The 13,807-nt window shown below is 61.6% G+C and carries 13 protein-coding genes; 2 read left to right on the top strand and 11 right to left on the bottom strand.

Features of this window, described 5'->3' with window-relative positions; all coding sequences use genetic code 11:
- The first annotated feature begins 19 nt into the window (after positions 1-19).
- Positions 20-1,084, top strand: coding sequence for a cellulase family glycosylhydrolase (locus J1M87_RS22265; RefSeq protein ID WP_241257365.1), 1,065 nt, complete (start codon positions 20-22; stop codon positions 1,082-1,084).
- Here the strand turns inward: J1M87_RS22265 and J1M87_RS22260 are convergent.
- The 7 genes from J1M87_RS22260 to J1M87_RS22230 form a co-directional block, all read right to left on the bottom strand.
- On the bottom strand, positions 1,036-2,301 hold the full coding sequence (locus tag J1M87_RS22260; protein WP_206491986.1) for a glycosyltransferase family 4 protein: 1,266 nt from the start codon (positions 2,299-2,301) through the stop codon (positions 1,036-1,038). The genes J1M87_RS22265 and J1M87_RS22260 overlap by 49 nt on opposite strands.
- Positions 2,301-2,819 carry a DapH/DapD/GlmU-related protein gene (locus tag J1M87_RS22255; protein WP_206491985.1) on the bottom strand — a complete coding sequence of 173 codons (519 nt, stop codon included), beginning with the start codon at positions 2,817-2,819 and terminating at the stop codon, positions 2,301-2,303. Before J1M87_RS22255 ends, J1M87_RS22260 begins: the two co-directional genes overlap by 1 nt.
- Positions 2,816-4,228, bottom strand: a complete 1,413-nt coding sequence (locus J1M87_RS22250) for a lipopolysaccharide biosynthesis protein (protein WP_206491984.1) — start codon at positions 4,226-4,228, stop codon at positions 2,816-2,818. Before J1M87_RS22250 ends, J1M87_RS22255 begins: the two co-directional genes overlap by 4 nt.
- Positions 4,228-5,031 (bottom strand): glycosyltransferase, encoded by an 804-nt coding sequence (locus J1M87_RS22245; RefSeq protein ID WP_206491983.1) that lies wholly within the window; start codon positions 5,029-5,031, stop codon positions 4,228-4,230. The genes J1M87_RS22250 and J1M87_RS22245 overlap by 1 nt, the downstream gene beginning before the upstream one ends.
- Entirely contained in the window at positions 5,021-5,929 is a 909-nt protein-coding gene (locus J1M87_RS22240) for a glycosyltransferase family 2 protein (RefSeq protein WP_206491982.1), read from the bottom strand. The genes J1M87_RS22245 and J1M87_RS22240 overlap by 11 nt, the downstream gene beginning before the upstream one ends.
- Positions 5,926-7,371 carry a hypothetical protein gene (locus J1M87_RS22235; protein WP_241257364.1) on the bottom strand — a complete coding sequence of 482 codons (1,446 nt, stop codon included), beginning with the start codon at positions 7,369-7,371 and terminating at the stop codon, positions 5,926-5,928. The genes J1M87_RS22240 and J1M87_RS22235 overlap by 4 nt, the downstream gene beginning before the upstream one ends.
- Positions 7,372-7,601: 230 nt before the next feature.
- Entirely contained in the window at positions 7,602-8,150 is a 549-nt protein-coding gene (locus J1M87_RS22230; protein WP_206491981.1) for a DapH/DapD/GlmU-related protein, read from the bottom strand.
- Positions 8,151-8,391: 241 nt separating this feature from the next.
- On the opposite strand from J1M87_RS22230, the gene J1M87_RS22225 reads away from it, so the two are divergent.
- Positions 8,392-10,539, top strand: a complete 2,148-nt coding sequence (locus J1M87_RS22225; protein ID WP_206491980.1) for an acyltransferase family protein — start codon at positions 8,392-8,394, stop codon at positions 10,537-10,539.
- Between the two features lie 35 nt (positions 10,540-10,574).
- Here the strand turns inward: J1M87_RS22225 and J1M87_RS22220 are convergent, their stop codons facing one another.
- The 4 genes from J1M87_RS22220 to J1M87_RS22205 all read right to left on the bottom strand — a co-directional run.
- Entirely contained in the window at positions 10,575-11,552 is a 978-nt protein-coding gene (locus J1M87_RS22220) for a GDP-L-fucose synthase (protein WP_206491979.1), read from the bottom strand.
- A complete protein-coding gene (gmd, locus tag J1M87_RS22215; protein WP_206491978.1) occupies positions 11,549-12,571 on the bottom strand; it encodes a GDP-mannose 4,6-dehydratase in 1,023 nt (340 codons plus the stop codon). Before gmd ends, J1M87_RS22220 begins: the two co-directional genes overlap by 4 nt.
- A 218-nt stretch (positions 12,572-12,789) precedes the next feature.
- The gene (locus tag J1M87_RS22210) at positions 12,790-13,368 is read right to left on the bottom strand and encodes a dTDP-4-dehydrorhamnose 3,5-epimerase family protein (protein WP_206491977.1); all 579 of its coding nucleotides are present in this window, start codon (positions 13,366-13,368) and stop codon (positions 12,790-12,792) included.
- Positions 13,365-13,807 (bottom strand): sugar nucleotidyltransferase (locus J1M87_RS22205; RefSeq protein ID WP_274611045.1); only part of this gene is annotated, 443 nt, incomplete at its 5' end. The genes J1M87_RS22210 and J1M87_RS22205, both read right to left, overlap by 4 nt.

The raw sequence follows: 13,807 nt of genomic DNA, 5'->3' as shown, positions 1-13,807 counted from the left end.
ACCCGTCATACTGCATCGTATGGCCTTGCGACACAGGTGGGTTCCGCTGGCATTGACGCTCATTCTCGCCGCATCGTGTTCGACGAGCATCGAGCACGAACGAACCCGAGAACTGGGCCAACTCCCTGTTTCGGTATGGGATTCGGTACGCGTTGCCAGCAATGCGGCCAGTACCGGCATGCCGGGTTCCGATGTCGAGCGCGATATCGACGCGGTTGCCGATATCGGATTCACCGCGATCAGGTTGCTGGTCAAGTGGTCCGATATCGAAAGCGTCGAGGGGGCGGCCGATTGGAGCAGTATCGATGCGGAGATCGAGTGGGCCTCCGAACGCAACCTCGCCGTGCTCGGTGTATTGACGTGGGCACCGACGTGGGCGGTTCCGGTCGAGTACGCGCATGTGCCACATCCCGCGCCTGCTTCTGCCGCTCGGTTCGCCCAATTCGCCTCTGCCGCAGCCTCTCGCTACCGTGACCAGATCACAGCGTGGGAGGTGTGGAACGAACCGAATGTCGCGGCCAGCTACGGCCCGAGCGTGAACCCGATTCACTACTGCGATGTCCTCTCAGCGAGTTCCACCGCCATCCGCGCCGCTGCGCCGGAGTCCTTGGTGATCACCGGACCAACCTCTCCCGCAATCGATTCCGCCAACGACCTGTCTCCGTCGACGTTCGTCGAGGCCCTCTACCGGTGCGCGGGTGCCGGCAGCTTCGACGCCGTCGCGATGCACCCGTACAGCAGCCCCCAGCTGTTGAGCCAGCCGACCGAGAGCTGGTCCTCGGCCAACGAGATCGCGGCCGTACACTCGGTGATGGAGCGCCACGGGGACGCACACAAGAAGATCTGGTTCACTGAATTCGGCGCGCCGACAACGAGTGCCGGTGTCGATGAGCAGCGGCAAGCCGACATTCTAGTCGACGGCATCACCACACTGACGCAGTTGCCGTATGCGGGGCCGGTGTTCGTCTTCGACCTTCGAGACTCGATGACGGGCAGCGCAGTGCCGGATTACAACTACGGCCTGATGCGATCGGACTACTCCCCCAAGCGTGCGCTCGATGCCGTTCGCGCCCTCGTGGGGTGAGCACTCGCAAGTGTGCCCACCCATTCCTCGAATCTGTCCAGGGCGACATCTCGGGACATGTTGTGCCGCAGATAGCGATTGCCCGACTCTACGAACATCGCGGACTTCACGGGGTCGGAGACCAGGTCCATCACTCCCTCCACCATCGCGGAGGGGTTCGCAGGGTCCACCCGTATCCCTGCACCGGCAGCTCGCACCTCCCGGTCGGTGACGCTTCCTGCAGCGGTAGCAGCGAGAACGGGGCTTCCGCTGCCGAAGTAGGCGGTGAGTTTGCTGGGGACGGCCATCTCGGCGACCTCGGGCAACTCGTTGACCAACAGAACATTCGCTGCATCGAGAGCCGCGCGAAACTCCTTCTCCGGCAGAGACCGTACGAACTTCAGGCAGGATATTCCTGCGCCCAACTCCTCAAGCATCTGCCGTTGATTGCCATCACCCATCAAGACGAACTGCACAGGTCCACCTCGACGATCGGACTCCCTCGCTGCCTCCACCACATTCTCGAGTCCCTGTTTGAGTCCCATGTTTCCTGCATGCAAAGCGATCACCGAGTCCCGCGACCATCCCAGCAGATCACGCGCATGGTCACGGCTCATCGGTGTCTGATGCGGCATGTGCGTCCAGTTCGGTATGACACTGAGCTTGCTCTCCGGCACGTGCAGCGCGGTTCGGACGTGATCAGCGAAACGCTGGTGGATTACCGCGACCCCGTCGGCCGCGCGCAGGATGCCGGATTCGAGATTGCCCGTAGCGCCGACACTCGGCCCATGCATGGTGCCGGTCTCGATGACTCCGCGACTGTACAGATCTTGCACCCACACCCCCAGGGCGGGCCGTAACGGCTGCGCCTTCAGGCGCGCCATCACCAGACCCGTGGCCACCAGCGCCGGCGAGACGCACACCACCACGTCCGAGGCCGGAATACGGCTGCGTGCCACTCGGCTCCCGAAGGACAATTCCAGATGTGCGCGCTGAGTGACGGTCATGCTGCCTGGAACGTAGTGCCGATGCCGAGTGACATGCACACCGTCGACCGTCTCCTCGATGGTCGGGCCTGCGTAACGCGGGTCGGGTGCCCATTGCGGATAGTGGGGGAAACCGGTGACAACATGAATGTCGTACCCCCGCTCCGACAGCCCTTCCGCGACATCAGCGGTGTAGGGCGCGATTCCAGTGACCTCGGGCTTGTAGTTCAGGCCGATCAATGTGATCCGCATCAGCGTCTCCGTTTCCGTACTTCGAAGTCCGACCGCCTCTTGTTCCACAGCTCGTCGGTCGTACAGATCCGGCGAGCAGGATTGCCTGCCACCACATCTCCCGGTGCGATCGACTGTGTCACCACGGACCCGGCTCCGATGATGGCGTCGTCGCCAACGATCACACCGGGCATGATGACCGTTCCCAGTCCGACGAATGCTCGGGCACCGATCGATACCGATGCCCGGCGGTACAGCTCTTCGTCGCGGGGAAGTTCCCCACGTGCTTCGGCCACTCGGTCGAGGGAGAAGTCGTGGGTGAGTATTTTGACGGAATCCGACACGACGCACCGGTCGCCGAAGGCGATCGAGCCGGGGCCGGAGTTGTCCAGGAAAATCGAGGAGGAGATCCACAGTGGCGTGCCCTCGATCGTCACACCTGCCTTTCGAAGCAGGGTGATGACGATGGTCATGTAGGCGTTCTGGTCGATTCGGTTGAGTGGGCGTAACAGTGGGAGGAACTTCGCGACGTCGATCATGAGATCCTCACTGCCGCAGCAAGTTCTACCCGAGCAGAGGCGTCAGGTTCAGAGTCGCGGTTGCGTACCAGGCGTGGCACCCAAGCAATGTCGGGAATGAACTGGCACAGCACGACTGCTCCTGCGGTGACGAGCACCACCCCCGCGGCACCTGTCGCCGGTGCAACCGCAATAGCGGCGACGGTGGTGACCGCCGCCATGGCCGCGAGACATCCTGCCTGCCAACGCGCCTCGGTCGGCTTGGTCAGCAGCATCCCCGAGGGGAGGTGGACGCATTGCGCAACAAGTAGCACCGCAAAGGCTCCGGCGAGTGTCGACGAAATGTCGATGGTGTTCCCGGAGAGCACATCAGCCAGCCATGGACTGAGCAGTACGAGTGGGATCGCTGCGACCATCGCGACCAGTCCGAAGCCCATGGTCGACGTCAACCAGAGTCGGACGGTATGTTCTGCGGCCCCGCGCCGCTTGACGAAGATCGGCCAGAATGCGAGCGCCGCGGTGGAGAACACCGACCAGCACAGTCCGTAGAGCTGTGCCATCAACGCGTATCGGCTCAATTCGAGAGGACTGGACAGGTGCGAGAGCACGACTCGCTGGGCTTGAAGGCCGAAAGGGATTCCCACACTCACCACGAAGAGCCACAGCGATCCCTCGAGTAGCCCTTTCGTCGGCATCGTCACCGCAGCTCGCCTGAACACACTCAGCCCTAGACCTGAGACTCTCAGTGCGAGCACGGTTCCCATGAGGTTGCCCAAGAGTGCACCGATCAACGGAGGCAGCACATACCAAATTCCGCGGACGCCACCGGTGTACATGCCTGCCGTGACCAACAACGCGAACAACGAGTTGCTCACCATCACCACGACGATCAGTTGCGCCCGGTCCACCCCGATCAGAATGCGCAGCCCGAGGCCCGCCGGAATCGTCACCCCGAACAGGGCCACGGCAATGGTGATGACCAGCCTGTCTTCTGGTCCGGTGGTGGTCCCGATCAACGTGCCCCATCCGTCGAACATCATGACCACAACGGCAATGCCAGTAACGACGACGGTCACCCGGGCCAGGATTCGGTATGCGCGGCGGATCACTGCGAGCGCATAGGCGTCGTTGACGGGATCTCGCGACCTCGCAGTTGCGCTTGTCACGACGGCTCCGATGCCGAGATCGGCAAAGGGCAGCAGCAGTCCGACGGTGGCAACGAGGGCCACGACGCCGTACGCCGAGGGGCCGGTGGCCCGGATCACGAGCCCGGCGCTGACGAGTCCGGCGACGGCAACGACAGGTGTGCCGATAATCCGGAAGAGGGTACTGAGAACGACGGCCCTCCGTTCGACGCTGTCCAGGCCCGCCCCGGAGGCAACGTCGACGTCGCCGTCGATCTCGCTCGCCCTGCGGTGTCGTCCCCCCATCACCGACCGCCTACTCGCGGTCGTCGCGAGAGCAGCGACCTCGCGAGCTGTTTCGAGCGCGCGGTGTATTCGATCGCGCGGGATGCCAGAACGGTCACATCCCGCTGGTGCCAGGGGTAGTAGCCGACGGAATCCCATGCGCGGCGGATGTCGGCGAAGTGTTCGTGTTGGGGACGCACACTTCCGGCTCCTCCCGCGTCGAACTCACACAACACGGCGTCGATGACAATCGGACGTTGTCGTTGCGCTGCCTTCAGCATGTACAGGTGATCGGCGGCGAGCCCGAAGTGGACGTCGTAGTGCCCGAGCCCTCGGACCAGGTTCATCCCGAACAAGGCAGCTTGGTGCGGAATGGGCCGAATCCCGAGGGCAAAGTTACGCATCTCGAACGGGCTGTATCCCCATTCGAGTCCCTCGCGGTTGGGGTCACCGACGATGCGGGCCCGGCCATATCCCCATCGGTCTCGGGCGGCTCCGGATTCGTTCAGCGCAGCCATGCCCAGCGAGGCAGAATCCCGGGCAGCGAAGCAGTCGCCGGAGTGCATCAACCACACCACGTCTCCGGTGGCTCGGTCGATGCCCTGGTTCATCGCGTCGTATCGGCCGGCGTCGGGTTGTGACTGCCAATACGACAGACGTGCATTCTCGAGCATCTTTGCGACGTCGTCACCCGAGCCACCGTCGATGACGATGTGTTCGAGGGGTGAGTATGTCTGTTCGGCGACGCTCCTCAACGTGCGAGAGAGCCCATCCGGGTCGTGGTAGCTGATGGTGATCACACTCAGTGCGGCTTCAGTCGACATGTGCTCGCACCTGCCACAGAGCAGTCCTGCCGAACTTGGCCGCGGCGTAAACCATTGCGGGAAGGCCCGGTCTACCTTCCGAGAACCCGCTGACCACCGACTTCCGTATTCCACGGAGCGACTGGGCTGACGCGGCCGCAGTCACCGCACTGAACAGGAAGTAGTCCCCACGTACACGGGCAGTGGCGTCCCTCAGGTGTTCACGGCCCCACTCGATGTATTTCTCGGACAAGTCCACCGACCGTCGCGATACCGAGTTTTCGCTGACGTTGTAGATCGAGAAGCACTCCGGTACCTGCTTGATGGCCAGATCGGGAACCTTGCGCTGGAGTTCGATCAGCCATCCTGGTTCGTCGTGAATGGACTGGGGTGCGTAATTGAGCGGAACCTCGAAGGCGAGCCGCCGCGGAAAACACAGCGTGCTGCTCTGCAGAATCGCGTCACCGAGTGTGAAGTGATGGAGGGTGAACAGGTAGTCGGCGACGGATTGCCGCTCACCGATGAGCGTCCTGGGCCATATTTTCTCGCGGTGTCCGGGCTCTCGTACTGCGCACTTGCAGGTGACCACCCAGCTGCTGCCGTCCGTCTTCGAGACCTCGGCCAGCTGTCGTTCGAGTTTGTAGGGGTGCCACAGGTCATCGTCGTCGAGCAGCGCAATGACCTCGCCGGTCGCCTGTTGGATTCCGAACTGTCGAGCGTTCGCTCCGCCGGACCCCGGCCCGGTGCGCAGGACACGGATTCTGTCGTCCGTTGGCAGAGTCAACGGCTCGGCGGTGTCTGCCACCACGATGATCTCGAGGACGCGAGCCGATTGGGTCAAGGCGCTGTCCACGGCACTGGCGAGGCTCGGCCTGCCGATCGTCGGGATCACCACGCTGATGGAAGGATGGGCGTTCATCGCTTCTCCTCGAGTTTGCTGCGGCCGTGTGATGTTCGGTTGTCTCGCAGTAGACGCGTGAGGAGATGAGCGTCTTTGGTGGAGTTGTTGTGACGACCGGTGGAATGCACTGCAACGCAACAACATGCGAGACAAGCGAATACGGCGGGAAGGTTGTAGGACCACGGCGAGAACATCAGATCCCAGATTGTCTGCATCCCGAGATACATCATCAGTGGGGTCCACACGCCTGCCGAGTCGGCGACGAAGATCAGCCGGTAGCAGGCCCATAGCAGCCACAGCGGCAGCAGAGCGGCCAACACCCCGGCTTCGGCCCACGATCCGAGCAGCACCGAGTGCAGCGATATCGATCCGTCGCTGAGCTTCCACGCGTATTCGAAGGGAAAGGATCTGTCGAATCCGAGCGACATTGCGGTGTGCTGCGCGTCGATATAGGCATCACGCGAGATGTTGTTCGCGTTGCCCCATCCCAGTAGCGGGTGCTGCACGATGGCGGTGAGGGACAGCGGCGGTTCGGTACGCCCGGCTAACAGCATCGGTATCGAGCCGTCTGCCTGCATCAGCACCTTCTCCCGAAGCGATCCGCCGAGCAGACCTGCACGCGCGGCAAATTCGAGCGTCCAGGTGAATCCCACTGCGAACGCACCCAGCGTCACCACCCTGGTGGTGAGAGACAGGATGCCGCGTCGGTATTTCGAGAGCACGAGCAGAAGCGCGACGGCGCAGCAGACCACGGCGTGCGACCGAAAGTTCAGCCCGAGACTCAGCGCGCCGAATGCCAACAGTGCGGTAACCACCATCGGCGTGCGGACCCGGCGTACCGCCAGTGCGTAGAGCAGTGCGATGGTGGCCGAGGGTGCGATGCCGTACTTCCAGAGGTCGACGACACCACCTGAGGAGGTGAGGAAGGTACCGATAACGACGTAGAAGAACACCGTGCCGAAGGCGATGCCCAGCAGCACCGTGGCAATGCGCTCTATGTCGCCTGCCAGCACCGTGATTCCGCAGAAATACAACGCGAACGAGCCGAAGGCGAAGACGTTGGGCGAGAGGTAGCTGGTTTCGTTGACCCACGCCGAGGCGAAATAAGCAGCGGTGCCGATCATCGCGAACACCAGAGGAGTGGCGGTTCTGCGCCGCGGACCCGGTAGCAGATAGGCCAATCCGATTGCGACGCAGACCACGGAGAATCCGGTGACCGTGAAGTTCATCAGCGGTACCGCAGACGTGCCGCCGAGCACGAACAACCAGGCACGTTCGGGGAGTTTGAGGCCGGCAGTGTCTCGATCGACCGTGCTACCGACCCGCGAACTGCCTTGGGTACGCGCCGGCGTGGTTCGAACCGCACGCCTGAATTCAGGTACTTCCCGCAAGAAGTCGGCCTCAGGAAACACTGTCGCATGCGCACGATCGGACCGAACTCGGTGGTAAGCAATGCTCATCGGCACATACCCCATCCATTCCCCCCGACGTGCCCTTGGAGCAGTATTTCGGCAGCCTAGCGCGAGAATTGAACGTGCGCAGCACTTATCGAGCACGTTCGAAAATCAGCTTCTGAATAAGCGACAAGCTCCCGATTAGGGTGTATTTGAATGTAGTTTCTCGACGCTATTTCCGACAAAACCGGGCGTCCTACACGAGGGCAATGAAGAAAGTTGACGCATTCCCCGTTTCACGTCCCAGGTGAATCCAAATCGGCTGGTAGGCAACGTTTACGAACGGCTGGCACTCCTGCATAGAGACCGTTCGGTAGGCAATCTTCGGAAACGACGCTCCCCGCCGCAATGACACAACCATCGCCGATGGTGACACCCGGCAGCACGGTCACTCGCGCACCGATCCAACAACCCGCACCGATGACAATCGGCAGATTTTTCGACGTACCTGTACGGTCGGATTCCCCGCCGATTTCGTGTCCACAAGTGATGAACATGGATTCGTATCCGATGCGAGTGTCCTCACCGATGGTTACGGTCGAACCGAGGTCGAAGAAGCAGCGATAGTTGACGAAAGCACGCCCCCCGACGGTCAGTCCCCGCCAGGCTCCCAGGAACGACCCGGCGTTGATCAGCGCGGTGGGGTGGATGTCATGCCCAATCCTACGTAGCAACACATTTCGGAGCTTTCGAGGCAGTGCACCACTCGCAACCAATCGATTCAGGACTACATCACGAAGTACCTGATCGAGTTCACCGACCAAAATCTTTCGCTGCAGGTTCATTGCGACAGACTAGCGTCGGACGCGCCGGCATCACGGGAGCTGCGAAATACCAAGGGGCGGTGCTGGATAAAGGCCCCGATTCCGACGACATGCAGAACGCTCGTGCTCATACTCGGCACCAGGATTGTTTCGGATCCGGGATGGTCGGACCGGGCCGCATCCGCGGCGACAAGAGGCTACGATTCGCCGGACAACCGACCTGTCAGTTTCCATTGTGCGAGCTCGCTATGAGGATCCGGGGATGATCACGACCCAGCCGTCGCCACGCTCACGCCGACACAAACGTCGGGCCACCGCTTCCACCACGCGCTTGGACATTCAGGGTCTGCGTATGGTGGCGGTTCTGCTGGTGATCGTCGACCATCTCTTCGGCTGGCCGCAGGGTGGTTTCATCGGCGTCGATGTGTTCTTCGTCGTGTCCGGCTTTCTCATCACCGGCTTGCTACTCCGGCAGTACGACAATACGGGGTCGATCTCGTTTGCATCGTTCTACCGCCGCCGTGCCCGTCGCATCGTGCCGATTGCGACTCTCGTGCTCGTACTGACCTCCGCTGCAGGGGCAGTGGTGTACGCGTCAAGTCGGGCGGAATCGATAGGGCTGGATGCGGTGTGGGCGTTCTTCTTTGCATCGAACTGGCGGTTCGCAATCGAGGGAACCGACTACTTCAATGCCGACGCAGCTATGTCACCCTTGCAGCACTATTGGTCACTGTCGGTCGAAGAACAGTTCTACTTCGTCTGGCCCGCATTGATGTTCGCTATCGGGTTGCTGGTGGCGCGCCGGTCTTGGCCCACCAACGTCAAGCGTGGCATCTCGGCCGCGGTGATGGGTGTGATCGTCGCGCTATCGTTCGCGTGGGCACTCCACGAGACCGCGACGGATCGGTCCTGGGCGTACTTCTCCACGTTCACTCGTGTGTGGGAGTTGGGGGTCGGCGCGTTGTTGGCCATCGGGGCCGGTTGGATTTCGCACCTACCATCAACGACACGCGCACCGTTGGCGTGGCTAGGGCTCGGGACCATCGGGGTGGGTGCGTTCGTGATCAGTGAGTCGGGCGCGTTTCCTGCCCCACAGGCCGCAATCCCCGTTGTCGGTGCGGCGATGGTGATCGCCGCAGGCGTCGGCGGAAACACTCCCTTCATTGCTCCCTTGACGAACAAGGTCAGTGTTTATATCGGCGACATCTCGTACTCGTTGTATCTGTGGCATTGGCCCATCATCGTGATAGTCGGATCGATCATGGATGTCAGCGGCTACTACTACGTCACGGTGTTGTTCGCGGCATTCGGGCTATCCGTCGCTTCGTACCATTTCGTCGAGAATCCGATTCGTCGATCGAACTTCCTCGAGCCGAAGGCCGTGCGGGCGGACGCGCGAAGAAGGCGGAAGAACCGACTCGGGAGCAAGGACTACTCGCCCGCTGTTCGCTACGCCGGGCTCGGTGCCTTGACACTGGTCACCGTGGCAGTAGCTGCCTTCTCACTGGAACCTCTCGACCCACCTGCCTCCCCGCCTGCCCGGAGTGCCACCGACACGGCGGTTGAGGCGGACGAGGTCGCGGCATCTCTGGGCCCTGCGCAATCTGCTTTGGCTGCCGAGATCGACGTGGCAGTGAATGCAACCGAGTGGCCGACGTTGAGTCCCACGATGGACGACGCCATCACCGGGGCCCAAGCCCCGGGCGGGATCGCCGAATGCGGACTGGTCGACCGTCCCGACGCAGCGCAATGCACGTGGGGTGCTCCCGACGCACCGAAGACGATCATGGTTCTCGGCGATTCGATGGCGATGAGCTTCGTGCAACCGATCAAGACTTTCGCCGAAGCCAGCGGCGGTGAGTGGAAGGCCCGCTCGGAGGCCATGTTCGGTTGCACATTCGTCGACATGGACGTGAGGACGCCGGATGCCGACACATCCGCAGCGTGCCCGGAGCGTAAGGCGGCAGCGATCGCAGCCGTGAACGAGGTGAAGCCAGACGTGGTTGTCATCACCAACTTGCACACCGATATCGCGGCCGAACTGTGGATCCCTGGCGTGAAGCGACTGACGGATCAATTCGCGCCAAACGTAGGGAAGATTCTGATCCTCGCTGCACCCCCGAACGACAAGAAGCCTGCGGACTGTTACACCCGCACGAGCACGCCCGCCGACTGCCTCAGCAGGGTGACCGATACTTGGAAGGCGCGATCGCGTGCTGATCGAAACCTGGCGTACCGAGTTGGTGGGACCTACGTCGACACCCGCAGCCTGTTCTGTACGCCGGACAACTTCTGCCCCAGCTTCGTCGGAACCACCCCCATGAAGTCCGATTCCGCGCACATGACCATCGAATACGGAGCGAAGGTAGCGCAGGCCTTCGGGGAACTACTCGACGCGAATGGGGTGTGAACCGAGACGTGATCAGTCGACCGAGCCGTTGCTTTCTATCGACGGATCTGGTCGATGTTCTCTCGGTACCACCGCACAGTCGACGAGATTCCCTCGCGCAGTGAGATCGCCGGTTTCCATCCCGAGTTCTTGAGCGTCGAGACGTCCAAGAGCTTCCGAGGGGTGCCGTCGGGCTTGCTGGTGTCCCATTCGATACGACCCCGATATCCCACTTCGTCAGCGACGATCTGGGCGACTTCTTTGATCGTTTGGTCTTCGCCTGTTCCGACGTTGACCTGTGTGGCCCCGTCGTAGTGGTCCATGAGGTGGAGGCAGGCAGCCGCCATATCGTCCACGTGAAGAAATTCGCGCTTGGGAGTTCCGCTCCCCCAGTTGGTGACGCTCTCGGATCCGTCCCGTGCAGCTTCGTCGTATCGACGAATGAGGGCAGGGAGGACGTGCGAACTTCGGGGTGAGAAGTTGTCACCGGGACCGTACAGGTTGGTCGGCATCGCGGAGATCCACGGTAAACCGTATTGCTTGCGGACGGATTGGATCTGCAGGATTCCGGCGATCTTCGCGATCGCGTAGGCATCGTTGGTCGGCTCGAGCGGCCCTGTGAGGAGGGAGTCCTCCGTGATCGGCTGCGTAGCGTGTTTCGGGTAGATGCAGGACGAACCCAGGAACAGGACGCGTTCGACGCCGAACTTGAGCGCAGCATCGAGTACGTTCACCTGAACCTGCAAATTGGAAGAAATGAAATCGACAGGGTACGTGCTGTTTGCCAGGATTCCGCCCACTTTCGCGGCGGCCAGGACAAGATTGCTCGGTCTGTTCTGCTCGATGTAGTCGAAGACAGCGGAGCGATCGCGCAGGTCGAGATCGGTCGACGGTTCGCCTATCAGATCGGTGAAACCTTGGCCTTCGAGGTGCCGCCATACAGCGGACCCAACAAGTCCTTTGTGACCGGCGACGTAGAAGGTCGCGTCACGGTCTATCGGCGTGGCACGCTGGGTGGACTCGAGTGTGCTCATGCCCAGTCCTTCGACACCGGAGCGTCGATCCAGGGTTGACCTTCATGGGCGAGGGCTTCCATATCAGCGTCCACCATGATGCGCGCAAGTTCTGGAGTGTGGACCGATGCCTTCCAGCCCAGTTCGCTCTCTGCTCTACTTGCATCACCGACGAGCGCGTCGACTTCGGAGGGACGGAGGTAGCGGTCGTCGAATTCGACGTACTGCTGCCAATCGAGGTCCGCGTGCTCGAATGCGACGGTGAGAAAGTCCTTCACCGTGTAGCTGCCGCCTGTGGCGAGCACATAATCCTGAGGCCGGTCGGCTTGGAGCATCCGCCACATCCCTTCCACGTACTCCGGTGCGTACCCCCAGTCACGAATCGCGTCCAAGTTGCCCATGTAGAGCCGGCTCTCAACACCCGCTTTGATCCTGGCAACCGCTCGACTGATCTTACGGGTAACGAATGTTTCACCGCGCCTTGGTGATTCGTGATTGAACAAGATCCCGTTGACAGCGAAGAGTCCGTACGCTTCGCGATAGTTTCGAGTGATCCAGTATGAGTACACTTTTGCCGCCCCGTACGGCGAGCGCGGATAGAACAGGGTGTCTTCGTTCTGCGGTGGGGGGCTTGCACCGAACATCTCGGAACTCGAGGCCTGATAGAAGCGGCACTTCACCCCCGCCAGCCGTACCGCCTCCAGCAGACGGATGGATCCCATCCCTGTGGTGTCTCCAGTGTGTTCCGGCTCATCGAAGCTGACGCGAACATGAGACTGAGCAGCGAGGTTGTAGACCTCGTCGGGGCGAATGTCGGCCATGAGCATCAACATTCGTGTTCCGTCGCTGAGATCGCCGTAATGCAGAAACAGCTTTGCCGCAGCCATGTGCGGATCCACGTACAGGTGGTCGATGCGCGACGTATTGAATGTCGAGGCACGGCGGATCAGGCCGTGCACTTCGTACCCCTTGGACAAGAGAAGCTCCGCCAAGTAAGAGCCATCTTGACCGGTGATCCCCGTTATGAACGCTTTCTTCATACCCGCTCCATTCGGACATGCCGCGCCTGATTGGGCTTTAGCGTACAAGCGAGAAGATGAAGGTGCAGAACAAACGCCCGAGTCGAATTACCATGAGCAACCGAATAATTCGGACCTAGCAGGAAACAAACACCGTAAACATCAGGCTATCAGGGCAGGAAATTGTTTTGGCCTTTCTCGTCCCTTGGACCGCCCGGTTTACGCACCGAGCGAACTCGCTATGCCGGTAAGTTCCCAGCTTTGAAAGCGTCCGCGAGGGTGGGGGCGGCTTTGTCCTTGTCGGACAGTTCGTAGGTCAGGGGGCTGCCGTCGCGTGCGGTGGTGGGCCAGTCGATGGCCAGGGCGGGGTCGAGTGGGTTGATGTCGCGGTCGAGGGCCGGGGTGTATTCGAGGCTGCACAGGTACATGACGGTGGAGTTGTCTTCGAGCGAGAGGATGGCGTGGCCGAGTCCTTCGGAGAGGAACACCGCTTTGCGGTCGATGTCGTCGATCAGCACGGAGTCCCATTGCCCGAAGGTGGGTGAGCTCAGGCGTAGGTCGACGATGACGTCGAGGAAGGCTCCGCGGGCGCAGGTGACGTATTTCGCTTGTCCGGGCGGGTTGGTGGTGAAGTGGATGCCGCGTAGCACTCCGGCGGCGGAGACCGAGCAGTTGGCCTGCTTCAACTCGAGTGCTCGGCCGGTCTGCTCTTCGAACGCGGAGGCTTTGAACCATTCGAAGAACACTCCGCGGTCGTCGCCGAACTGGCGTGGGGTGTATTCGTAGGCACCGGCGATGTTCAGTTCTCGGAAGGTCATCGGTTCCCTCGGGCGATCAGGTCCAGCAGGTAGCGGCCGTACCCGGATTTGACGAGCGTTTCCGCGCGCACGCGCAGTTCGTCGTCGGAGATGAACCCGCGTCGCCACGCGACTTCTTCGGGTGATCCGATTTTCAGGCCTTGGCGTTGTTCGATGGTGCGCACGTAGTTGGAGGCGTCGAGCAGGGAGTCGAAGGTGCCGGTGTCGAGCCAGGCGGTGCCACGGGGCAGTACTTCGACGTGCAGGCGTCCGGCCTCCAAGTAGTGGCGGTTGACGTCGGTGATCTCGTACTCACCACGGGCGGACGGCTCGAGGTCGCGGGCGATGGCGATGACGTCGTTGTCGTAGAAGTACAGGCCGGGGACGGCGTAGTTCGATTTCGGGACAGTCGGCTTTTCTTCCAACGAGATTGCTCGACGGTCGTCGTCGAATTCGATGA

Origin of the sequence: Rhodococcus sp. KRD162 (assembly GCF_017168335.1) — a bacterium.
GTDB lineage: Bacteria > Actinomycetota > Actinomycetes > Mycobacteriales > Mycobacteriaceae > Rhodococcoides.
The sequence above is the reverse complement of the archived record's forward strand: the minus strand, read 5'-3'. Positions and strand labels throughout refer to the sequence as shown.